Source organism: Burkholderia sp. ZZQ-2 (assembly GCF_050768715.1).
Classification (GTDB): domain Bacteria; phylum Pseudomonadota; class Gammaproteobacteria; order Burkholderiales; family Burkholderiaceae; genus Burkholderia; species Burkholderia cepacia.
Genome location: NZ_LDVA01000276.1, coordinates 23,609 through 45,338, shown reverse-complemented (window position 1 = coordinate 45,338; position 21,730 = coordinate 23,609). Strand labels below are relative to the sequence as shown.

The following is a 21,730-nucleotide window of genomic DNA, read 5'->3' as shown; positions in this document are numbered from 1 at the left end:
CATGCACTACCGAACAATCGCCGGGCCGACATCGTGGTCGATCCCGCGACCCGTGACGCAATTACCGCCGCAACCCGCGCAGCATCACGAGCGCGACGAGCCACGGTCCGCCGAGCAGCGTGGCGACGAGGCCGGTCGCGATTTCCTGCGGAAAAACGATCTGCCGCCCGAGCCAGTCCGCCGTCACCATCAGCAGCGCGCCGAGGGTTGCGGCCAGATAGAGCTGCGGCACGGGGCGGCGCGCACCGGAAAACCGTGCGATATGCGGCGCGATCAACCCGACGAACGACAACGGTCCGACAATCACGGTAGCCGCCGCCGTTGACATGGCCGCCAGCAGCAGCAATGCGAAGCGCGCGCGACCCACGGGCACGCCGACGCTCGCCGCGACGTCCGTGCCGAGCGCAAGGGCGGCGAGCCAGCGTCCGGTCAGCGGTGCAACGGCGAGCGTGAGGAGCGCCAGTGCCGCGACGCTCCATGCGATGTTGGGCGCGACGTAGTAGGTGGATCCGATCAGCAGATCGACGAGCACGCCCGCGCGCGGATCGCCGCTTGACATCAGCGCGCCGACTACCGCGCTGAACAGCGCACTGATCGACAGCCCGACGAGCAGCAGGCGCTCGGGCGCGAATCGCGCGCGCCGTCCGAACCAGACGAGCAGCATCAACGTCGCGAACGTGCCGGCCACGCAGCCAGCCACGAGCGCGGCGGGAACGAGGCGGTGACCGAGAAACAGCACGGCGACCATGCCGAACATGCCGCCGGAACCCACACCGAGCACGTCGGGACTCGCCATCGGATTCGCGCTCATGCGTTGCAGCAGTGTTCCCGCGACTGCCAGCAGAGCGCCCGCCGCCAGCGCCGCGACGAGGTGAGGTACGCGCCAGAACAGCAGGCTCTCGATTTGCGTGAGCGTGGCGACGCTCGTGCCGGTGGGGCCGCGAGAGACCGCCAGAGACAGCAGGCATGCGAGCGGCAGCAGCATGGCCCACACCAGCGCCATCGCACGAGGCGCGCGGCGATCATGCCGGGGGCCCGCTGCAGCATGCGCATCGGGTCGCGAGCGCAAACGCGGCAGCAACCCGACGAGCAGCGGCACGCCCACGATCGCGGTCGCGCTTCCGGTCGCGATCACGTGTGCGGAAAACAGGTCGGCCCGCGCGGCCGTGCGCACGATTTCATCGGTGAGCCACAGCAGCGCCGCGCCGGTGAGCGGTGACCACACGAGCCGCGCGCGCAATTGCCGCGCGCCGGCCAGGCGGGCCAGCAGCGGCGCGGCCAGGCCGATGAAGCCGATGACGCCCACTTCGGCGACCACGAACGCCGTGAGCGCGACCGCGACGAACAACGCGGCGCCGCGCACCCATCCGACCGCGACACCGAGATGGCGCGCCGTCGTGTCGCCTGCGTCGAACAGACTCAGCGGACGATAGAGCAGGGCGGCGCCGCCCGCGCAGGCGGCGAGCTGCATGCCCAGATGCAGCGTCGGTTGCCAGCCGTTCTGGTCGAGCGCGCCGCCGCCCCAGATCTGCAAGCCCGCAAGCCTGTCGAAATGCACCACCGAGATCGCGAGACTGATTGCACCGCAGTACAGGTTCACCACCATGCCGCCGAGGATCACGCCGAGCGGCGACATACGTTGCGCCCATGCCAGCGCGAACACGACGAGCATCGCGGCCGCGCCGCCCGCCAGCGCCAGCGTGCTTCGACCCATGGCCAACCAGCCGGGCATCCAGATCGTCGCGACAGACAGCGTGAGGTACGCGCCCGGGAACACCCCGAGCGTCATGGGTTCAGCGAGCGGATTGCGCAGCACCTGTTGCATCAGCGTGCCCGCGAGACCGAGTGCGGCGCCGCACAGCAGTGTCATCGCGACGCGTGGCAGCAGGCTGTAGTGGACGAGCAAGGCCCCCACGTCCTGCGTGTCGGCGGTGGCCGCGAGCGCGCGCCAAAAGGATGCGCCTGCCAGTGCGCGATGCACGTCCGTGGCGGTGAGGCATGCGGCGAGTACGGCCATGGCGCCGACCAGCGCCAGGTGCCGATCGCTTGTCCGCGCGACGCGTCCGGCCAGCACGAGGTTACGCAAGGCTGCCTCCGCCGTGCTCAAGTGTGGCGAGGGCGATCGAGACGGCCGCGGCGAAGCGGCGCATCGACACGAGTCCGCCGAAGGCCGCGATCACCGGCAGTACCGCGACGCGTTTCTCGCGCACGGCAGGCAGCGCACGCCACAACGGGCTTTGGTTCAGCGCGGCACGCACGGCGGCGCGCAGCGGCCCGATCAGCAGAATGTCCGCGTGCGGGACATCGAACAGGCGTTCCAGCGCGACGGTGGCCGAGCCGGTTACGGAGGTGCGCCATGGCGTGGAGGCCGCGCGGCTCGCCGCGTCGCGAGGGTGGGCCGCATTGTCGACGCCGATGCGCGCGAGCACGTCGTCGAACAGGCTACCCGCGCCATAGACGCGAAAATGTCGCTCGTCGAGTGCTTCGGCGACGATCACGGCTCGCGCCGGGTGAGCCCCGGTGCTCGCGATCCGGGTGGCCACCGACGCGAATTCCTGTTGCGCGGCGGCGATCAGTTCGGTGGCGGATAGCGGCGCCCCGATCGCGCGCCCCATCGCGGAGGTTTCGTCGCAGAGCACCTCGAGAGGCCGTGCAACGCTCATGTATGTGCCCAGCGTGAGCGTCGGCGCGATGCGTCGGAGCGGGGTCATCAACGCCGCATGCGCCGGCGTGACGATGATGAGATCCGGCGCGAGCGCGAGCAGCACCTCGAAATTCGGCTGATAGAGCAGGCCGACATCGGCGACGCCGGGCGGTAACGGCGGCGTCACGATGCCGCTCGCATACCAGTCGGGCAACGGAATGCCGACGGGCGCGCGCCCGAGCGCGAGCAGCGTTTCCGTCAGTTCCCAGTTGAGCACCACGATGCGGTGCGGGAACCGTGTGACCGCGGCAGCGACGCATGGCGCGGAGAACCGTGTGCCGGAGCCGGCGAGCACGGTGAGCGCGACGAGCAGTTGCCGGCGGCGCGGATTCGCAACGAGCGGGTTCATGCCGGAAACCCCAGGCGCCGCCCGCTGACCGGATCGGCGCTCACGCGCATCGGCACGCCGTAGATCGATTCGAGGTGTACCGGGTCCATGATGTCGGCGGCGCGCTCGCGCATCAGCAGACGGCCCTCGCGCAGCGCAACGATGCGGTCGCAGAACCGCGCGGCCATGTTCACGTCGTGCAGAACGACGACGGCGCTCATCGCCCTCGTCGCGCAGAGCGTGCGCACGAGTTCGAGCACGGAGAGCTGATGGTTGAGGTCGAGCGCCGACGTCGGTTCGTCGAGCAGCATGCAGCGGCAGTCCTGTGCGACCAGCATCGCCAGCCATGCACGCTGACGCTCGCCGCCCGACAGTACGTCGACGGGACGATCGGCGTGACGGAGCACATCGGCTGCACGCATCGCGTGCTCGACGTGCTCGGCGTCTTCTTCCCCGAAGCGTCTGAGCGCGCCATGCCACGGATAACGCCCGAGGGCGACCAGTTCGTGCACGGTCATGCCGTCGGTGGGCGGCGTCTGCTGCGGTAGATACGCGACCTGGCGCGCGAACTGGCGTGCGCCCCAGCCGGCGAGCGGCTTGCCCGCGTAGCGAATCGTGCCGGCAGTGGGGGCGAGCTGACGGGCGAGCAATTTGACGAGCGTGGATTTGCCCGAACCGTTGTGCCCGACCAGCCCGGTCACGCATGCGGGTTCGATCGCGAGAGTGATCGATTGCAGCAGGGGACGGCCGCTGGCGACGTACGACACGCGTTCGAGCGAGAACGTCGCGGCATTGCCGGTGTCGCCGCATGCGGAGCGGGCTGCTTCGTCGCGCACGATATGGCTCATGCCGCGCTCGCCATGTCGTTGCCCCCCGTACGCCGCGCATTGTCCGCGCCGGCCGTGTCCGCGGTAATCGCGGCGATTCGCCCGTTCTCGAGTTTGATGAGCCGGTCGGCGAGATCGAAGTAGCGATCGTCGTGCGTGATGACCAGCACGGTCTTGCCGTTCGCCTTCAGCGCGGGCAACAGCGTGCGATAGAACACGTCCTTGAAGGCCGGATCCTGATCGGCAGCCCATTCGTCGAAGACATAGAACGGTCGATCCTCCAGGAATGCGACCAGCAGCGCGAGGCGTTTGCGCTGACCTTGCGAAAGGGCGAGCGTGGAGAACGTGCCGCGCTCGATGCGCACCTTGTGGTCGAGTTGCAGCGCGACGAGCAACGTACGCGCCATCCCTTCGCGTTCGCCGGTCAGGCCGAGCAGCGAATCGAACAGATGAAAATCGCTGAAGACCACCGAGAAACGCTGTCGATACGCGGCACGCGTCGTGTCGTCCACGGCGACGCCGTCGACGAGCAGACGGCCGCGCTCGGGCGCGTAAAGGCCGACGAGCAGCTTCGCGAGCGTGGTCTTGCCGCTGCCGTTGCCACCGACGAGATACACGAGCTCTCCGGCGTCGAACGTCAGATCGATGGGCCCGAGCGTGAACAGGCCGTCGTCGCTTTCGCGCACATAGCGATGTTCGACACCTTCGAACGCGATGCGCGAGAATCCTTCGGCCGGGGCTGGGGCGGAATCGGCGTGATTGCCTGGTTCGGCAGGCAGCGCCGCTTCAAGCGCGCCGATGCGCTCGAACGCAACGCGTGCCGAGTTGAGCGACGGTAGCGCCGCGAGCAGCCCTTCGACGGGCATGATCAGATAGAGGAACACGAGCGCGTAACCCGACATGACGTGTGCGTCGGCGCCGAACAGATGCGCGAGCACGAAAGTCGTCAGGCCGACGAAGCCGAACAGCAGCAAATTGCCCCAGCTTGCCGCGAGCGCGTGCAGCACATAGCCGCGCGTGCGCTGCACGCGCACCGCTTCCACGTGCGGTGCGAGCTCGCTGCCGACGAACGCGTCCGCGCGCGCGCGATGCAGCTTGAGTTCCTTGGCGCCGTCGAACAATGCACGGAACTGGTTCAGCAGCGTGTCCTCGCGGTCGCGCGATGCGCGCAGATGACGCAGCGCACGGGCGCTCACCAGCTGCGTGCCGAGCGTGCCGGCCCCGAGCACACCCAGCGCGACCGCAAGGATCGGCAGCGAGAGCATGCCGAGGTACGTGAGACAGCCGACGATCACGGCGCCCTGCATCGCAATGGAGGGCAGGCTCACGAAGAACACGACGATGCTGTCGAGATCCTGGGTCAGCGCGCCCACCGCGCGGGCCGCGCCGCACCGCTCCAGATCGCGGAACGACGCGGCGGTAATGCGTCCGATCGTCTGCATGCGCAGTTGAGCCTTGACGCGCTGACCGAGATACATGAATAGCGCCTGCGAGCCGATGCGCGTCACGAGCACCAGCGCGGCAAGCAGTACGAAGCGCATGCCCAGGTGCATCAGCTGTGCGCCCGACGCTTGCAACGCCTGATTGATGAGTGCCACGAGCGCCGCGTTCGCGAAGCCGCTCGCGAGACTCGCGAATAGCGCGACCGGCAGCAACCAGCGTGAGTAGCGGAGCAATGAGGCAATGAGAGGCATAAGTCGTCGAAGGTCGTGCGGACGTGCTGGCTGCACGTGTTGTGTCTCAGAAATAAGAATGAGACGTATTAAATATGGCGAGCGGGATTTGGCCGTAACCATTGATGGGTAAGGAGATTAATGCCTCCCGCAGCCGAAAGGTAGACAGGCGATATCGATTTTTTGACAGAATTTGGTGATTTTGAAATATCATGGCGCACTTCCTTTCGACCGTCTCCGATGAAGGCTTTTCTGCTCAAGCGCTATCCGCTGGCGCGGGTGCCGCTGCCGCGCCAGGTGGCCGCGACCCTCGTGAACTACCGTCAAGGCGAACGCGTGGCTTGGCATCAGCATCGCCATGGCCAGCTGGTCTTTGCAGCGAAGGGCGTCGTCCGCGTGCTCACGCCGGCCCGCACATGGACGCTCCCGCCGTCGCGGGCGGTGTGGCTGCCGTCGGACGTCGATCACGAACTGCACGCGGTGGGTGACACCGCGCTATGCAGCGTCTATGTGGAACCCGAAGTGTTTCCGTGGCCTTGGGAGGAGCCGGCGGTCATCGCCGTGTCGGCGTTGCTGCGGGAACTCGCGCTCACGGTGGTCGACGGGGCGGATACCTATACGGCCACGAGCCGTGCCGGGCTCGCCGCGTCGTTGCTGATGAAAGTGCTCGCGGAAACGCCGAGCCTCGCCGAGCCGGGTGTGCCCTTGCCGCGCGACGAGCGCCTGCTCAAGCTGTGCGAGCACATGATGAACGACCCCGCGAGCGATCTCACGCTGGACTTCTGGGGCGAGCAATTCGGCGCGAGCGGCCGTACGCTCGCGCGCCGGCTGCATGCCGAGACGGGGCTGACGTTCGTGGCCTGGCGGCAGCAGATGCGCGTCGCGGAAGCGATCACGCGCCTTGCGCTCGGCCAGTCGGTTGCGCAGGTGGCAAAAGATCTCGGGTATCGCAGCGCGAGCGCGTTCATCGTCATGTTCCGACGGATCACGGGCGAATCGCCGCAGCGATATCTCGCAGCGAGCTGAACAGGCACGATTCGGGCCGGCCCGGCGACGCAGCGCGCCGGACACATGCGGCCCGATCGGGATTCCTCGCCGCGCGCTTACCCGCGCCCGACGAACGGCATGGCCGTCGCCATGATCGTCATGTTCAGGATGTTGGTATCCAGCGGCAGGTTCGCCATCTGGACGATCGCGTTCGCGACGTGCGTGACGTCCATGCGCGCCTCGGGCGCGAGGCTGCCGTCGGCTTGCGGGACGCCTTGCGTCATCCGTTCCGTCAGCGACGTCGCGGCGTTGCCGATGTCGATCTGGCCGCACGCGATGTTGTACCGGCGGCCGTCGAGCGCCAGCGCCTTGGTGATTCCGGTCACCGCATGCTTGGTGGCCGTGTACGCGATCGTATCGGGGCGCGGCGCATGCGCCGAGATCGAGCCGTTGTTGATGATTCGGCCGCCCTGCGGCGTTTGCGCTTTCATCACGCGCCATGCGGCCCGCGCGCACAGAAAGACGCCGGTCAGGTTCGTCGCGACGACGCTGTTCCACAGATCGAATTCATATTCGTCGAGGGAAACCGCGGGCGCGTTGCGGCCGGCATTGTTGAACAGCACGTCGAGCCGGCCGAACTGCTGCGCGATCTGCGCAAACGCGTGGTCGACCGATGCTTCGTCGGTGACGTCCGCAGGAAACACGTGCGCGTCGCCGCCGGCGGCGCGGATTGCGTCCTGCGTTTCGCGCAACGAGGCCTCCGTGCGACCGAGCAGCGCGACGGTGAATCCCGCCTGGGCGAGCGCGACGGCCGCTGCGCGACCGATGCCGGAGCCGGCGCCCGTGACGGCTGCGAATTTCTTCGAGACAGACATGGCTTGATTTCCTGCTGGTTGAAAGAAGGCGAGGCGGCCGATGACCGGGATCATCGCCGCATTCGGCAATGTAGTCGAAATGCACGGTGCGCATGTCCGGGCGACATCGCAACGCACGTTCGGCTGACTACTTCGTCCGGCCGGGCGCGGCCTTTCGTGCCCGCGTGCCGGTCTGCGCAAACAGATCGACCACGACGTCGCGCAGCCACCGGTTCCCCTCGTCCTGGTTGACCCGCGCATGCCAGAGCATGTGAATCGGCGTCCCCGGCAGCGCGACGGGCAGTGCGCGCCAGCCCAGCGAAAACGGTGCGGCGAGCTGCTGCGCGAGATGCTCGGGCACCGTCGCGATCAGGTCGGTGCGCTGCAGGATGTAGCCGACGCTCATGAAATGCGGCACCGTCAGCCGCACCTGGCGCGCCACGCGGCGGCGCCTCAGCCATTCGTCCACCTGCCCGTGACCGGTGCCGGCCGACACCACGACCAGGTGTTCGGCATTGCGCCACGCGTCGACCGTCAGCGGCGCGTCCTCGAGCGGATGCCCCCGCCGGAACAGGCACACATAACGCTGATCGAACAGCCGGCGTTGATAGAAGCCGCCCTTGAGCTGCGGCAGCAGGCCGATCGCGAGATCGACGCGGCCGTCGGCCATTTCGTCGCCGAGGTTGATGCTCGTGTTGCGCACGGTATTGAGCGCGATGCCCGGCGCCGCTTGCGACAGGTGTTCGAGCAGCGCGGGCAGGAACACGACTTCGCCGATGTCGGTCATGCCGATCGTCAGCGTTCGCGTGGCGCGCAGCGGATCGAAACCGGTCTCGGGATTGAGCGCGGCGTGCAGGGTCGCGAGCGCGTGCGACACGGGTTCCGCCAGGCGCAGCGCGAACGGCGTCGGCACCACGCCGCCCGGCCCGCGCACGAACAGCGGATCGCCGAGCCGGCGGCGCAGCTTCGCGAGCGCGTTGCTCACGCCCGGCTGGCTCATGTTCATCTGCTCGGCGACGCTCGACACGCGCCGTTCCTGCATCAGCCGCTGGAAAAGCAGCAGCAGGTTGAGGTCGATATCGCTCAGTTCCATGGGTTTTGCCTCGCCCGGTTCATTGCATCCAGTGATGATGCAGATTCATTTCATTTTATTGTGGAATGAAAGACGGCTCCCGAGAATACCGGTACGGCCTATGCAATCGGCATGGCCGCTGCGCACGTCGCACACCCCACATCGGAATATCGGAGACACCGTCATCATGCAGACGAACCTGAAGATTGCGATCGTCGGCGCCGGGATCGGCGGGCTGACGCTCGCGCTCGCGCTGCGCGAGCACGGCATCGACGCGCAGATCTACGAACAGACGGAGGTGCTGCGCGAAGTCGGCGCGGCCGTCGCGCTGTCGGCCAATGCGACGCGCTTCTACGAACGCATGGGCCTGCGTGCGGACTTCGACGCGGTGTGCGCGGACATTCCGGGGCTCGTCTATCGCGACGGCCGCAGCGGCGCGGTGATCGGTCATCATCGCGGCGAGCCCGACTATCGCCGGCAATTCGGCGGCGCGTACTGGGGCGTGCATCGCGCGGATCTGCAGGCCCTGCTGTCGAAGGCGGTCGGCCTCGACAGCATCCATCTCGGCCACCGGTTGACCGATCTCGTGCAGCACGTCGATCGCGTCACGCTGGCGTTCGACAACGGCGTGCGCATCGACGCCGATCTCGTGATCGGCGCGGACGGCGCGCGCTCGATCACGCGGCGCTGGATGCTCGGCTACGACGATGCGCTGTATTCGGGCTGTTCGGGTTTTCGCGGCGTGGTGCCGGCCGCGCGGCTGAGCCTGCTGCCCGATCCCGAAACGCTGCAATACTGGATCGGGCCGCACGGGCACCTGCTGCACTATCCGATCGGCGACGGCGGCGACCAGAATTTCCTGCTGGTCGAGCGTCATCCGTCACCGTGGCCGTCGCGCGACTGGGTGATGCCGTCGGAAGAGGGCGAGCAATTGCGTGTATTCAGGGACTGGCATCCGGCGGTGGTGCAGATGATCACCGCGGTGCCGATCAGCCAGCGCTGGGGGTTGTTCCATCGGCCGCCGCTCGGCCGCTGGAGCCGCGGGCGCGTGACGCTGATCGGCGACGCCGCGCATGCGCTGGTGCCGCACCACGGGCAGGGCGCGAACCAGTCGATCGAGGATGCGGTGGTGCTGGCGGCGCAACTGGCGAAGGCCGGGCCGGGCAACTGGCGAGAGGCGCAGGAAGCGTACGAGCGGCTGCGTCGCGGCCGCACGCGCAAGGTGCAGTACGCGTCGATTTCCGTGGCCGATGTGCTGCACCTGCCCGACGGGCCGGCCGCGCAGGCACGCAATGCGCGTCTGGCCGAGCGCGACAGCGTGCTGCATCACCTGGACTGGATTCACGATTTCGATGCGCTCGCCGGGGAGCCGGACGAGCGCCAGGGCGGCACGTGGCTTTGAGCCCGCCGTCAGGCCCGGGCGCGCCGGGACGGCGTGCGCGGCGCATGGGACGGGGCGCCGGCCTGCGGCCGGCCGGTCACCGTCGCGCCGGGTGAAATCGGGCGGGGTAGCGCCCGCCCGCCGTCACTTCACGCACTCGAGCGCGTACTTCAGTCCCGGCGCGAGCAGTCCGCGCCATACGTCCCACGTATGCCCGCCGTCGACGATGCGCAGTTCGGCCGGGTTCTGCGCGCGGCGCAGGTGCGTGTACAGCACGCTCGATTCGGCCTGGATGGTCAGGTCGTCGTCGCCGGCCGCGATGAACATCGGGATTCGCCAGGTGCGCGCGAAATAGCCGCGCATCAGCGCCGGGTAGTTGAGTTCGTGCCACACGCGCGGGTCGAACTGCCGGTCGCCGAACACGCCGACGTAGCGCGCGGCGGAATTGAGCGGCGGTTCGTTCGCGTAGATCGCGGGGCTCAGCAGCATCGCGCCGCAGAACAGCCCCGGTTCGAGCAGCGAGAAGCGCAGCGCGCCGAACCCGCCCATCGACACGCCGCCGATCGCACGGCCCGCGCGCTGGTTCGACACCGCGAAGTGCGCTTCGACTTCGGGCAGCAGGTCGTTGAGAAACGCGCTCTGCATCTTCTCCTTGCGGTCGACGTACCAGTCGGTGCCGCCCTGCGGCATCACGATCACGACGGGCGGAATCTCGCGGCGCTCGATCAGCGTGTCGGCGGTGGCCTGCAGCCGGCCCTGCGTGACCCAGTCGTTCGCGTTGCCGGCATTGCCGTGCAGCAGGTACATCACCGGGTAGCGCGCGCCTTCCGGGTTGTAGCCGGGCGGCAGGTAGACCGTGTACGACCAGTCGCGCTTCAGCGACGCCGACCGGAACGTGCGCAGCACGACGCTGCTGCCCGGATTGAGCGCGGGCTCCTGGGCGGCCGACGGGGTCGTCGCGGTCTGGACGGCCGGCGGCGGCGCGGGCGATACCGCCGGCGCGGGCGGCGTGGCGCGGGCGGTGGCGATGGAGCCGGCGATCAGGGCGAGGGCGAACGGAAGGGCGAGTCGGCGCATGTCGAATCGTTTCAGGAGAGGCGCCGGCTATCGTAGCAGCGGCGCATGACGGCGCGGCGCGTCATCGCCGCGATCGGAACGGCAGCCGCGCGACGAGCGGCCCGTAGAGTTTGGCGACGAGATACAGCAGGCCGATCGCGACGACGTCGGCGGTCAGCCCGAGTTTCACGTCGAGATAGCCCTCGGTCGCCTGGTAAAGCAGCGAATCGACCGCGAGCGAGATGCCGGTGCCCGCGACGAAGCACAGCAGCCCCTGCCGGCCGATCGTGCCGATCCACGGCATCGCGTGCGCGACCTTCTTCATCCAGCCGAGGTGGACGAGCTTGGCCGCGAGCCACGCGATCGCGAGGAAGTTCGCGAGCCGCAGCGCGCCGAGGTTCTGCTTGATCGACGGATCGGTCGGGAACGGTTCGATGCGCAGCCGGTAATACGCGCCGGCCGCGACGATCGCGAGCGACACGGCCGTCAGCAGCCAGCCCTGCGGCTTGGGCGCGAGCGTCTGGTAGACGGGCTGGCAGCGCGCGATCACGCCGAGCACGAACAGGAACTGCCACGCGAACGGGTTGAAGTCCCACGGCGCGCCTTCGACGGTCGGCAGGAAGCGCGCGACATGCGGCGCCGCGAACCACAGCGAGCCGCTGAACGCGAGCAGCAGCCACGGCTGCGTGCGTGCGAGCGGCAGCGTGAGCGGGACGAGCAGCGCGAAGAACGCATACATCGGCAGCACCGACGCGAGGTACGGCTGGCGGCGGAACAGCAGGATGTCGCGCAGCGCGGCGAGCGGCTTGTGGAGCAGGCCGTCGAGGTCGTTGGTCGGCATGTTCGGGCCGTCGATCGCGAACGCGTTCAGCACGGCCGTGATCAGCAGCATCAGGCCGGCCGTCACGAGGAACGCGCGGTAGATCTCGAACGCGCGCCGGATGAAGCGCTGGCGCGCGGCGGCTTCGTCGTGCCGCTCGGCGAGCGAGTTGTACGCGATCGCGGTCGCGAAGCCGCCGAGGAACACGAACACCTCGGCTGCGTCGCACAGCGCGTACGCGTGCAGCGTCACGCGCGACAGGATGCTGCCGCCGATGTGGTCGACGACGATGACGAGCAGCACGAGGCCGCGAAAGAAATCGAGCTCGGCGTAGCGGCCGGCCCGGGCCGGCGCGGTCATCGGGCCGCCTTCCGGCGCGGGCCGCGTGCGCGGCCGGCACACGCCGCGCATGAATCGGGGTGAAGCATGAATTCGTGAAGAAATGACGAACGGATGCGCATTGTGCCACCGATGCGCCAGGGCTCGGGTTTACGCGGATGGCGGCGCGTCCCGCCGCTGCCGATAAGCCGGGTCAGGCCGTCCGCGCGACGGGGCAGTTGGACGAGCGCAACGTTTTGCGCAGGGTTCACATGCCCCGATGGACGGACGGTTTGCGACGTGACACCATTTTGTCCTCACGCGGCCGCACACCGCGTCGTCCGCCCTGCGGGCCACACCTACAACAGATCGAACATTCGCCGGGCGCGCGACGCGCCCGGCCCCGGCTCCGGAGATTCGTCATGAAGAAGCACGTCTTTTTTACCGCCGCGCTGGCCGCTTTCGCCGCGCCGGTCTTCGCCCAGAACAGCGTGACGCTGTACGGTGTGATCGACGAAGGCTTCAACTACACGAACAACGTGAATGTGAATGGGGTCGGAAAGTCGAATTACCAGCTCGCGAGCGGCTATGCGCAGGGCAGCCGCTGGGGCCTGAAGGGCAGCGAGGATCTCGGCGGCGGGCTGAAGGCGATCTTCACGCTGGAAAACGGTTTTGATGTCAACAACGGCCGGCTCGGGCAGGGCGGCCGCATGTTCGGCCGCCAGGCGTTCGTCGGGCTCTCCGAGTCGCGCTTCGGCACGCTGACCTTCGGTCGCCAGTACGACTCGGTCGTCGATTATCTGGCGCCGCTCACGGCCAACGGCAACTGGGGCGGCACGCTGTTCTCGCACCCGTTCGACAACGACAACACGGACAACTCGTTCCGCGTCAACAACACGGTCAAGTATGCGAGCGCCGACTGGAACGGCCTGACGTTCGGCGGCACGTACAGCTTCAGCAACAGCACCGGCTTCTCGAACAACCGGCAGTACAGCCTCGGTGCGCAGTATTCGCTCGCCGGGCTGCAGGTCGCGGCTGCGTACCTGCAGGCGAACAACCCGGGTGTCGGCAGCGCGGGCGCGATCACCGCGGATGACGCGAACTTCGTCGCCGACCGCCTGCGGATCTTCGGCGGCGGCGTCAACTACACGTTCGGCCCGGCCACGGTCGGTTTCGTCTACACGAAGACGGACGTGAAGAATCCGGTATCGACGGTCTACCTGCCGGCTTCGACGTTCGCCGGCCTCGGGCTGACCGCGACGAAGTTCCAGAACTTCGAGATCAACGGCAAGTACCAGCTCACGTCGGATTTCTATCTCGGCGCGCAGTACGTGTACACGGACGGCAAGTTCGACGCCGCGGCCGGATCGTTCAAGCCGAAGTACCACACGGTCGGCCTGATGGCCGACTACAGCCTGTCGAAACGCACCGACGTCTACCTGCAGGGCGCATGGCAGAAGGTTGCCGGCGACAAGACCGGCACCGCGGCCGACGGCGGCTACGTGGTCGGGACGGACGGCCCGTCGGCGTCGTCGAACCAGTTCGCGGTGCGCGCCGCGATCCGCCACAAGTTCTGAGCGTTTCGACCGGCCGGGGCCGGTGCCCCGGCCCCAGCCCGCGTCAGCCCGCCCGGTACGGGCCGCCGAGCGTCTCCGCGAGCCAGTCGACGAAAATCCGCACGCGCGGCGCGAGATGCCGCCCGGTCGGAAACACCACCGACACGGGCAGCGGCTCTGCATTCCATTCCGGCAGCACCTCGACCAGCGAGCCGTCCGCCAGCAGCGGCCCGAGCCCTTCGCGCGGCGCCTGGATCAGCCCGAGGCCCGCGAGACAGCACGCGAGATACGCCTGCGAGCTGTTGACCGACACGACGCTGCGCATCTTGACCGCATGCAGCTCGCCCGTATCCATGTCCGCATATTCCCAGTCCAGCTCACGGCCCGTTCGGCTCGAGAAATAGCCGACCGCGACGTGGTCCGGCAGCTCGTCCGGCGAGCGCGGCGTGCCGTGGCGCGCCAGATACGCGGGCGCCGCGCAGTTGATCTGCGCTAGCTCGCCGATACGCCGCGCGACGAGCGACGTGTCGGACATCGTGCCGACCCGCACCGCGCAGTCGATGCCGTCGGCGACGAGATCGACGAAGCGGTCGGTCGTGCCGATCACGACGCGCAGGTCGGGGTAGCGGGCGTGGAAATCCGGTAGCGCCGGAATCATCTGGTTCACCGCGAAGCGCTCGGGCAGGTCGACGCGGATCGCGCCGCGCGGCGTCGCGCCGGCGTCCTCGAACAGCGTTTCCGCATCGTCGAGATCGGCCAGCAACCGCATGCAGCGCTCGTAGTAGGTCGCCCCCTCGGCCGTCAGCGCGACGCGCCGCGTCGTGCGCTGCAGCAAGCGGACCTTCAGGTGCTTTTCCAGATACTGGACGGCGTTGCTGACCGTCGGGCGCGGCAGTTGCAACTGCTCGGCCGCTTTCGTGAAGCTGCCGAGATGGGCGACGCGCGCAAAGATGCGCATTGCATGCAGATGATCCATGCGGGGCGGGGGTGTGGGCGGATGGACAGGCTCCATTGTTAATCAGCGTCGAATGGTTTGGTGGAGTGTTTCGCATTTATCGCGCGTCGCGATGCGCCCAGAATCCGGCCTGTTGATTCATCACTCGAGGAAACGGACATGGAGATGCGTGAACTGGGCCGGTCGGGCCCGCGGGTATCGGCGCTCGCGCTGGGCTGCATGGGGATGTCGGACTTCTACGGGCCGGCCGATCGCGCCGAGAGCATCGCGACGCTGCACGCGGCGCTCGACCACGGCATCACGATGCTCGACACCGGCGATTTCTACGGAATGGGCGACAACGAGATGCTGATCCGCGATGCGCTGCGCGGCCGGGCGCGCGACCAGGTGCTGGTCAGCGTGAAATTCGGCGCGCTGCGCGATCCGGCCGGCGGGTTTGCGGGCTACGACGCGCGGCCGGCGGCGATCCGCAACTTCGTCGCGTACTCGCTGAAACGGCTCGGCACTGACTACATCGACATCTACCGGCCGGCGCGCGTCGATCCGGCGGTGCCGATCGAGGAGACGATCGGCGCGATCGCCGATCTCGTGAAGGCCGGGTACGTGCGCCATGTCGGCCTGTCGGAAGCCGGCGTCGACACGATCCGCCGCGCGGCGGCCGTCGCGCCGATCTCCGACCTGCAGATCGAATATTCGCTGCTGTCGCGCGGTATCGAGGCCGGGATCCTGCCCGCGTGCCGCGAACTCGGGATCGGCGTGACGGCCTACGGCGTGCTGTCGCGCGGGCTGCTCGGCGGGCGCTGGAGCACGGCGCGGCAGGGCGAACGCGATTTCCGCGCGGCGAGCCCGCGCTTCCAGGGCGAGAACCTCGCGCACAACCTCGCGCTCGTCGACGCGCTGCGCGCCATCGCCGACGAGAAGGGCAGCAATCCCGCGCAGGTCGCGATCGCGTGGGTGCTGTCGCGCGGCGGCGATATCGTGCCGCTGATCGGCGCGCGCAAGCGCACGCAGCTTCAGGACGCGCTGCAGGCGGCTGAGATGCAACTAACGGTCGATGACATCGCACGCATCGAAGCGGCGGTTCCCGCCGGGGCGGCTGCCGGTGAGCGTTATCCGGCCGCACAGATGGCTCACCTCGACAGCGAGCAGGGACGGGGGACATTCACGGGGACTGATCGACCGGGCCGGTAGCCGACGCACGCGACCTGCGTTGAACGAAGGCGGGTGTGCGCCGGACGGCGGCGCGGTGTGCGAATGCGCGCGTCCGCCGGCCGCGCCGGCGCCGCGCGGCAGGCCCGAGCCAGCCTCAGGCAAAGCCAGATGGCGGGCGGCGCGATCGGGGTTCACCATCGGCGCCGTACTCAACCGGACGGAATGCCTTTCATGCACATTCATACGCTGACGATCGTCGCGGTGGTTTTCCTGCTGGCCGGCGCGGTCAAGGGAATGATCGGGCTCGGCCTGCCGACCATCGCGATGGGCTTGCTGACGCTCGCGATGCCGCCGTCGGCCGCCGCGAGCCTGCTGCTCGTGCCGTCGTTCATCACCAACGTGTGGCAGTTGTGGCTCGGCCCGTCGTTCGGGCCGCTGCTGCGCCGGCTGTGGCCGTTGCTCGCCGGTCTGACGATCGGCACGCTGACGGGCGGGCTGCCCGCGCTCGCGGCGGGCAGCACCTGGACGCATGCGGCGCTCGGCGTGGTGCTGATCCTCTACGGGCTGTGGGGGCTCGCCGCCGCGCGGCTGCCCGCGCCGGGGCGCCACGAAAAATGGCTGTCGGCCGTGGTCGGCTACCTGACGGGTGTCGTGACGGCCGCGACCGGCGTGTTCGTCGTGCCGGCCGTGCCGTACCTGCAGGCGCTGCGGCTGTCGAAGGACGACCTGATCCAGGCGCTCGGGCTGTCGTTCACCGCCTCGACGATCGTGCTCGGCCTGCAGTTGCGCGTGACGGGTGCGCTGGAGACGGTCGATCTCGGCGTGTCGGCGCTCGCGCTCGTGCCGGCGCTGGCGGGTATGGCCGGCGGGCAGTATGCGCGGCGCGTGATGAGCGAAAAGGCGTTCAAGCGCTGCTTCTTCGTCGGGCTGATCGCGCTCGGCGCGTACATGGCGGTTTCGGGGTGGCGGTGAGCGGGCATCGCCGGCGAGCGTGATGCCCGCTGTCCGTGACGATCCCGAAGCCGGCTGACGAAACCGGCTTCGGGTGCATTCACCGGGCGCGGGTCACCCCGCTCAGGCCGGATCGGCGTACTTCAGCGTCCACCCGAACGTACGGGTCGCGCCCGCGCCGAGTGCGAACGGCTTCGTCGTGCACGCGAAGTTCGAATGCAACTGGCCGATCGGTGTCGTCGACAGCGGATTCGTCGTGCCGTTCACCGTATCGAAGGCGGACAGCGCGCAGTTGTCGAACCCGGTCGCCGCATAGCCGGTCGCGGGGCTGTTCGCGTACGTGACCGACACGCCGTCGCCGTTGGCCTGCGTCGAGGCGAAATCCGCGAACGACGTGAAGTCCGTTTCGACCGACAGGTTGCCGGTGAGCGTGCCGGTGCTCAGCGTGTCGCTGCGCGCCACCGAGCCGTGCGCGAACGTCAGCACCGTGTGCACCTGGAGGTCGAGATCCGTCGTGTACGCCGCGTTCTTCGATGCGAGCCGGAACTTCGCGGTATCGAACGACACGATCACCTGCCCGTTGCCTTGCTGGACATTCAGGTTCCTGTAGTACGTGACGGGAATGTAGGTCCTGCCGTTGTACGACACCTGCGGAATCAGCAACGCGTAGCCGAGATCGGTCGTGCCGTAGGTCAGCTTGTCGGAGGACGGCACCGGGTAGTACGGCGTGAACGAGTTGTAGTCGGGCGCCTGGCTGAGGTTCAGGTTGATCACGCGCCGGCCGTCGCGCACGGTCACCAGCGCCGCGCTGTACGGATGCGCGGGGTCGTTCGGCCGGTTGTACCAGGTGAGCGTGTAGCGCGGGAGCGCGTCGAGCCATGCGTTGTAGTCGGCGTCGGCCATCGGTGCCTTGCCGCCGAAGCCGAGCTTGTTCCACCACGCGTTCACGTACAGGTACTGGTGCAGCAGGCTGAAGTTCTCGCCCATCACGCGCGGCTTGCCGCGATACGCGTCCGTGCCGCGACCCTTGACCCACATGTTCACCGAGGGCGTCGGCAGCGACGGGTCGTACCAGAACGTGTCGAAGCGATGCGCCGCCTTCGTGATGAACGTGTATGCGACCTGCTTCTCCTGATCGGACAGCACGCCGGCGTTGGCCGCGGCCGTCAGCACTTCCATGAACGCGGAATCGCCGTACGGGCCGATCGAGCGGCCGTAGTTGAAGCCTTCGCCGTCGCCGTTCAGCTGCGGCAGGATCAGGTCGACGGACTTGCGCAGATACCCCTTCAGTTCCGGCGTGAAATTCGCTTCGTTGCCCATCTCGAACGTGCGCTCGGTCACTTCGCCGATCAGCAGCGTGCTGTAGCGGTCGAAGCGCGCCTGGTCGTAGTAGGTCGTGTGCGTGTTCGACGCTTCGTCCGAGAACCCGCCCGACGAGTCGTTGCGGATATGGTTCGTGAGCGTGTACAGCAGCGCGTCGCGCGCACCCATCGTCGCGACCGACGGATCGGTCTTCGACGCGAACGACGGGCTGCTCCAGCCGAGCTTCTGGCGCAGCCCGGCGATTCCGTAGGACACCGCATAGTAGTTCTGTGCGGTGTTGAGCGACGCGATGTCGATCGGTGTGCCGGCGGCCGGGCACGTATCGACCTTGCCGCTCGCGTCGGGGCCGAACATGTCGCAGAACCGCAGCCGCTGCTGCAGCGTCGCGAGCATCGCGTCGCTGAAGACTTCGTTGAGCATCCCGTGCGCCTGCAGGTTGTTCAGCGCGACGAGATAGTAGTACTCGCCCCACGACGTGTTCGCATACGTATAGTTGCCGCCCGACTGCGCCATCATCGCGGTCGTGATCTTCTGGTAGGTCGCGAGGTAGCTCGCGTATTGCGGATCGTTCTTCGACTTCATGTCGATCAGGATGTACGACAGGCCGAGCGCGAGCTTGCCGGGCAGGAATTTGTCGCCGGTATTCGTGTCGAGCACGTGGACGGGCGTGCCGTCGCCGAGATCCATCACGACCTGCGTGAAGTCGGGCGACTTCCGGATCAGGTCGAACAGCGCGCGCATCTGGCCCATCATCGTGATCGGCGTATCCGTGCCGGCCGGCACGCGCGTGTCGGCCGCGCCGTAGACGAGCGCCTGCAGCGAGTTCGCCGCGAGCGCGGAGGCGGGCGGCGACGTCGGCGTCGAGTTCGACGGCGGGGACGACGAAGACGGCGGATCGGTGATGTCGTTGCCGCCGCAGGCACTGACGAACAGGACGGAAAGGGCGCTGAGCGCGGCGCCGAGCGCGAATCTGCTGCGCGGATGCATTGTGTCTCCAGTCTTGAATAGTGATGAGGGACGGGCGGGGGTGGCCGTCGCCGCGCTCGATGCCCGTGCCTGGCCGCCGCCTTGCAACCCTGATCCCTGAAGACGGACGGCCTGAATCACCACTCGAGCGGGCAAGCGTTCTCCCTGCGCGGGCCGTGGCCGGCGTCGCGCGGATGCATTGGAAAACGTTTTCCAAATTTAGGCATCGAGCGGCGTGATGTCAATGAACTTTCACGTCGAACGCGCCGGGAAAAACCCGGATGGCGGGGTACGAGGAAATGGAGAGACAGATTGGAATGCCGCAAAAATTACGGGAATTTCTTTCGGTCGTGACGAGGTAAAGCGCGGAAGGTCGATGCGGACGCGGCGAGCAGAAGGGCTATCCGGTGACATACACACACCGGATTTTGTGAGAAAACGTTATCCATAAGGATCGAAGCGAATCGTGCCATGCATCGCGGCATCGACCGCGAGCGACGCGCGTCACCTCGGCTCGGTTTCGCCGGACAGGAACGCGACGAATTCGCGCGTGTACTTCGGCAGCGCGTCGAACGACCGCGCGCACAGCTTCAGGCGGCGGTGGCTCCACGGATCGGACAGCTCGACGAGCCGCACGTCCATCGTCTGCATCGCACGTTCGGCCGCATGGCGCGACACGATGCCGATGCCCACGCCGCTGGCGATCACGCGGCAGATCGCATCGAAGCTCTTCAACTGCACGCGGTAGCGGATCCGCTTGCCGAGCGCGCGCGCCTGGTCGGCGAGATGCACCTGCAGTGCGCTGCCGTCGGTGAGGCCGATGAAGTCGGCGTCGGCGATCGTGTCGAATGCGACCTTGTCGTGTGACGCGAGCGGATGCGCGGCCGGCACGACGACGATCAGCCAGTCCTCGCGGAACGGCTTCTGTTCGAGCCCGCCGAGGCCGACCGAATCGGCGACGATGCCGACCTCGGCCGTCTTGTTGCGGATCGCATGCACGATCTCCTGGCTCGAGCGCTCCTCGACGCTGATCGACAGCTTCGGATGATGCGGCAGGTAGTCGGCCAGCGCATCGGGCAGGTATTCGCTCAGCGACGCCGTGTTGCACAGCAGCCGGATATGCCCGCGCAGCCCCTGGCCGTATTGCTGCAGTTCGCCGCGCATGTGGTCGATCTGCTGCAGCACGGTGCGCGCGTGGTGTTCGAGCGCGCGGCCTGCGTCGGTGGCCTGCGCGCCCGACTTGGTCCGGTGCAGCAGCGGTACGCCGAGCTCGTCCTCCATGCCGCGGATGCGCTCGCTCGCGGCCTGCAGCGTGATGTGGGTCCGCTCGGCGCCGCTCGTGATCGTGCCGGCCTCGCAGATGTTCAGGAAGAGCCGCAGGTCGGTCAGGTCGAAGCGCATGATGGGTGGGGGCGATCGCGTTGGAATGGCCGATAAGTTAGCAGGGAACCGCGGCCGGGGTCTCAGGCTTAGCCTGAGGCCCGATTCGCCGGTTCCGTATTTTCGGGGCGCGATCGATGACGGATCATGGCCGCACATCAACCGGGGGAGCCTGTCATGCGGATCGATCCGTCGTGGGGCGTGTCGTTCAAGATCGCGCTGCACGTGCTGTTCCTGTGCATCGGCATCGCGTGGGCCTGTTCCGAACTCGCCGCGTGGCTGCGTTGAGCGTCGCGACGGGCAGCAGTGGCACGCTGCGACACCTATCAAAACGAGCTCGTCATAGTTTTGCGAAACGAAAATTCTTCCGTTTCCGCGCAAAAAAACCATCAAGTTTTTCCGAATCGGACCGTATTACCGGTAGCGAATGCCGGCCGGCATCCGGTTCGTGATCGTTTGTCATCATTGTTTTCATCCGGTTACACGTCGGCCGTTCCGTTTTTGAGATGCTTGAAAGATTGTCAAACCGGAGTCGGATCGTCCATGAAATCGCACGAGATTCACCGTCACGCGGCGTGGCTGCCGGGCCTGGCCGCCGTGCTCGTCATGGCCGGTTGTGCAAGCACGCAGTCCGTTCCGCCGAGCGACACGCTGGCGGCACAGTCATTACCGTCGAGCCCGCCGGCCGTTGCGCCGGCGGCCGCCACCCCGCCTCCCGCGCCGATTCTCGTCGCGCAGAAGTACGTCGTGAAGCGCGGTGACACGCTGACGGGCATCGCGTCCGCGAACGGCTGCAGCATTGCCGACCTGCGCACCTGGAACAAGCTCGGCGCGAACGGCAGGCTGCGCATGGGGCAGGTGCTGCGCATCGTCAGGCAGCAGCCGTTGCCGCCGCCGGGCGCGGCCGGCGTGCAGGTGGCTGCCTCGTCGGCTGCGAGCAATGGCGCGGGGAGCAGCCCGCCATCGGCGCAGGCCACCGCGTCGACCGCGAGCGACCGTCAGGTCGTCAAGGAAACGAAGCGGCATGCAGGCGGCGTCGCGCTCAAGTGGCCCGCCAACGGCAAGATCGTCGACGGGTTCCGGCCGGGGCAGAACCGCGGCATCCAGATCGCCGGCCGGCCGGGCGACCCGGTCCGCGCCGCGGCCGACGGCCGCGTGATGTACGCCGGCACCGGCCTGAACGATTACGGCAGCCTGATCATCGTCCAGCACAACGCGGATTTCCTGACCGCCTATGCGCACAACCGCAAGCTGCTCGTGAAGACGGGCGACATCGTGCGCCAGGGCGACGAGATCGCCGAGATGGGCGACCTCGACAACTCGCGCGTCGCGTTGCTGTTCGAAGTGCGGCGCGACGGCAAGCCGGTCAATCCGATGCCGTACCTGCCTTCGTCGCAAGGGTGAGGCCGGGTCGTTTCGCTGGAACG

General features: G+C 67.8%; 17 protein-coding genes. 6 read left to right on the top strand and 11 right to left on the bottom strand.

The features are described from left to right. Nucleotides 1-61 precede the first annotated feature (61 nt). From fhuB to ABY44_RS22585, 4 genes are read right to left on the bottom strand one after another with little or no spacing between them, the layout of a single operon-like run. Complete coding sequence (gene fhuB / locus ABY44_RS22600) at nucleotides 62-2,086, bottom strand: Fe(3+)-hydroxamate ABC transporter permease FhuB (protein ID WP_230948732.1); 2,025 nt, start codon at nucleotides 2,084-2,086, stop codon at nucleotides 62-64. Further along, complete coding sequence (locus ABY44_RS22595; protein ID WP_230948731.1) at nucleotides 2,079-2,999, bottom strand: iron-siderophore ABC transporter substrate-binding protein; 921 nt, start codon at nucleotides 2,997-2,999, stop codon at nucleotides 2,079-2,081. The genes fhuB and ABY44_RS22595 overlap by 8 nt, the downstream gene beginning before the upstream one ends. A 50-nt stretch (nucleotides 3,000-3,049) precedes the next feature. After that, complete coding sequence (locus ABY44_RS22590; protein ID WP_060173432.1) at nucleotides 3,050-3,880, bottom strand: ABC transporter ATP-binding protein; 831 nt, start codon at nucleotides 3,878-3,880, stop codon at nucleotides 3,050-3,052. Next, nucleotides 3,877-5,553 carry a cyclic peptide export ABC transporter gene (locus ABY44_RS22585; protein WP_034196066.1) on the bottom strand — a complete coding sequence of 559 codons (1,677 nt, stop codon included), beginning with the start codon at nucleotides 5,551-5,553 and terminating at the stop codon, nucleotides 3,877-3,879. Before ABY44_RS22585 ends, ABY44_RS22590 begins: the two co-directional genes overlap by 4 nt. 219 nt (nucleotides 5,554-5,772) lie before the next feature. On the opposite strand from ABY44_RS22585, the gene ABY44_RS22580 reads away from it, so the two are divergent. Beyond that, nucleotides 5,773-6,558 (top strand): AraC family transcriptional regulator, encoded by a 786-nt coding sequence (locus ABY44_RS22580; protein ID WP_027791912.1) that lies wholly within the window; start codon nucleotides 5,773-5,775, stop codon nucleotides 6,556-6,558. A 77-nt stretch (nucleotides 6,559-6,635) separates the two neighbouring features. On the opposite strand, the gene ABY44_RS22575 is transcribed toward ABY44_RS22580, so the two are convergent. Further along, nucleotides 6,636-7,394 carry an SDR family oxidoreductase gene (locus ABY44_RS22575; RefSeq protein WP_060173431.1) on the bottom strand — a complete coding sequence of 253 codons (759 nt, stop codon included), beginning with the start codon at nucleotides 7,392-7,394 and terminating at the stop codon, nucleotides 6,636-6,638. Between the two features lie 127 nt (nucleotides 7,395-7,521). Next, nucleotides 7,522-8,466 (bottom strand): LysR family transcriptional regulator, encoded by a 945-nt coding sequence (locus ABY44_RS22570; protein ID WP_059697463.1) that lies wholly within the window; start codon nucleotides 8,464-8,466, stop codon nucleotides 7,522-7,524. A gap of 166 nt (nucleotides 8,467-8,632) precedes the next feature. Here ABY44_RS22570 and ABY44_RS22565 point away from each other — a divergent pair, with 166 nt between their 5' ends. Further along, nucleotides 8,633-9,847, top strand: a complete 1,215-nt coding sequence (locus ABY44_RS22565) for an FAD-dependent monooxygenase (RefSeq protein ID WP_060173522.1) — start codon at nucleotides 8,633-8,635, stop codon at nucleotides 9,845-9,847. A gap of 123 nt (nucleotides 9,848-9,970) precedes the next feature. On the opposite strand, the gene ABY44_RS22560 is transcribed toward ABY44_RS22565, so the two are convergent. Together ABY44_RS22560 and ABY44_RS22555 are read right to left on the bottom strand one after the other, a co-directional pair. Continuing rightward, nucleotides 9,971-10,903 (bottom strand): alpha/beta hydrolase, encoded by a 933-nt coding sequence (locus tag ABY44_RS22560; protein WP_060173430.1) that lies wholly within the window; start codon nucleotides 10,901-10,903, stop codon nucleotides 9,971-9,973. 61 nt (nucleotides 10,904-10,964) lie between these two features. Then, nucleotides 10,965-12,062, bottom strand: coding sequence for an OpgC domain-containing protein (locus ABY44_RS22555; protein WP_027791907.1), 1,098 nt, complete (start codon nucleotides 12,060-12,062; stop codon nucleotides 10,965-10,967). Nucleotides 12,063-12,442: 380 nt separating this feature from the next. On the opposite strand from ABY44_RS22555, the gene ABY44_RS22550 reads away from it, so the two are divergent. Next, complete coding sequence (locus tag ABY44_RS22550; RefSeq protein WP_060173429.1) at nucleotides 12,443-13,597, top strand: porin; 1,155 nt, start codon at nucleotides 12,443-12,445, stop codon at nucleotides 13,595-13,597. 43 nt (nucleotides 13,598-13,640) lie between these two features. Here ABY44_RS22550 and ABY44_RS22545 read toward each other — a convergent pair whose 3' ends face one another. Then, nucleotides 13,641-14,552 carry a LysR family transcriptional regulator gene (locus ABY44_RS22545; RefSeq protein WP_048022506.1) on the bottom strand — a complete coding sequence of 304 codons (912 nt, stop codon included), beginning with the start codon at nucleotides 14,550-14,552 and terminating at the stop codon, nucleotides 13,641-13,643. A gap of 138 nt (nucleotides 14,553-14,690) precedes the next feature. Here ABY44_RS22545 and ABY44_RS22540 point away from each other — a divergent pair, with 138 nt between their 5' ends. Continuing rightward, nucleotides 14,691-15,722 carry an aldo/keto reductase gene (locus ABY44_RS22540; protein WP_060173428.1) on the top strand — a complete coding sequence of 344 codons (1,032 nt, stop codon included), beginning with the start codon at nucleotides 14,691-14,693 and terminating at the stop codon, nucleotides 15,720-15,722. Between the two features lie 192 nt (nucleotides 15,723-15,914). Further along, nucleotides 15,915-16,655, top strand: a complete 741-nt coding sequence (locus ABY44_RS22535; RefSeq protein WP_059697785.1) for a sulfite exporter TauE/SafE family protein — start codon at nucleotides 15,915-15,917, stop codon at nucleotides 16,653-16,655. A 102-nt stretch (nucleotides 16,656-16,757) separates the two neighbouring features. Here ABY44_RS22535 and ABY44_RS22530 read toward each other — a convergent pair whose 3' ends face one another. Both ABY44_RS22530 and ABY44_RS22525 read right to left on the bottom strand, forming a co-directional pair. Continuing rightward, nucleotides 16,758-18,944, bottom strand: coding sequence for a hypothetical protein (locus tag ABY44_RS22530; RefSeq protein WP_060173427.1), 2,187 nt, complete (start codon nucleotides 18,942-18,944; stop codon nucleotides 16,758-16,760). Nucleotides 18,945-19,427: 483 nt separating this feature from the next. Continuing rightward, nucleotides 19,428-20,324 (bottom strand): LysR substrate-binding domain-containing protein, encoded by an 897-nt coding sequence (locus ABY44_RS22525; protein WP_060173426.1) that lies wholly within the window; start codon nucleotides 20,322-20,324, stop codon nucleotides 19,428-19,430. 522 nt (nucleotides 20,325-20,846) lie between these two features. Between ABY44_RS22525 and ABY44_RS22520 the strand changes: the two genes are divergently transcribed. Beyond that, complete coding sequence (locus ABY44_RS22520) at nucleotides 20,847-21,707, top strand: peptidoglycan DD-metalloendopeptidase family protein (RefSeq protein ID WP_060173425.1); 861 nt, start codon at nucleotides 20,847-20,849, stop codon at nucleotides 21,705-21,707. Nucleotides 21,708-21,730 lie beyond the last annotated feature (23 nt).

Bases quoted from the DNA above. Each gene is read 5' to 3' on its own strand.
- ABY44_RS22590 (WP_060173432.1), bottom strand. From the start codon at position 3,880: ATGAGCCATATCGTGCGCGACGAAGCAGCCCGCTCCGCATGCGGCGAC.
- ABY44_RS22585 (WP_034196066.1), bottom strand. From the start codon at position 5,553: ATGCCTCTCATTGCCTCATTGCTCCGCTACTCACGCTGGTTGCTGCCG.
- ABY44_RS22580 (WP_027791912.1), top strand. From the start codon at position 5,773: ATGAAGGCTTTTCTGCTCAAGCGCTATCCGCTGGCGCGGGTGCCGCTG.
- ABY44_RS22575 (WP_060173431.1), bottom strand. From the start codon at position 7,394: ATGTCTGTCTCGAAGAAATTCGCAGCCGTCACGGGCGCCGGCTCCGGC.
- ABY44_RS22570 (WP_059697463.1), bottom strand. From the start codon at position 8,466: ATGGAACTGAGCGATATCGACCTCAACCTGCTGCTGCTTTTCCAGCGG.
- ABY44_RS22565 (WP_060173522.1), top strand. From the start codon at position 8,633: ATGCAGACGAACCTGAAGATTGCGATCGTCGGCGCCGGGATCGGCGGG.
- ABY44_RS22560 (WP_060173430.1), bottom strand. From the start codon at position 10,903: ATGCGCCGACTCGCCCTTCCGTTCGCCCTCGCCCTGATCGCCGGCTCC.
- ABY44_RS22555 (WP_027791907.1), bottom strand. From the start codon at position 12,062: ATGACCGCGCCGGCCCGGGCCGGCCGCTACGCCGAGCTCGATTTCTTT.
- ABY44_RS22550 (WP_060173429.1), top strand. From the start codon at position 12,443: ATGAAGAAGCACGTCTTTTTTACCGCCGCGCTGGCCGCTTTCGCCGCG.
- ABY44_RS22545 (WP_048022506.1), bottom strand. From the start codon at position 14,552: ATGGATCATCTGCATGCAATGCGCATCTTTGCGCGCGTCGCCCATCTC.
- ABY44_RS22540 (WP_060173428.1), top strand. From the start codon at position 14,691: ATGGAGATGCGTGAACTGGGCCGGTCGGGCCCGCGGGTATCGGCGCTC.
- ABY44_RS22535 (WP_059697785.1), top strand. From the start codon at position 15,915: ATGCACATTCATACGCTGACGATCGTCGCGGTGGTTTTCCTGCTGGCC.
- ABY44_RS22530 (WP_060173427.1), bottom strand. From the start codon at position 18,944: ATGCATCCGCGCAGCAGATTCGCGCTCGGCGCCGCGCTCAGCGCCCTT.
- ABY44_RS22525 (WP_060173426.1), bottom strand. From the start codon at position 20,324: ATGCGCTTCGACCTGACCGACCTGCGGCTCTTCCTGAACATCTGCGAG.
- ABY44_RS22520 (WP_060173425.1), top strand. From the start codon at position 20,847: ATGAAATCGCACGAGATTCACCGTCACGCGGCGTGGCTGCCGGGCCTG.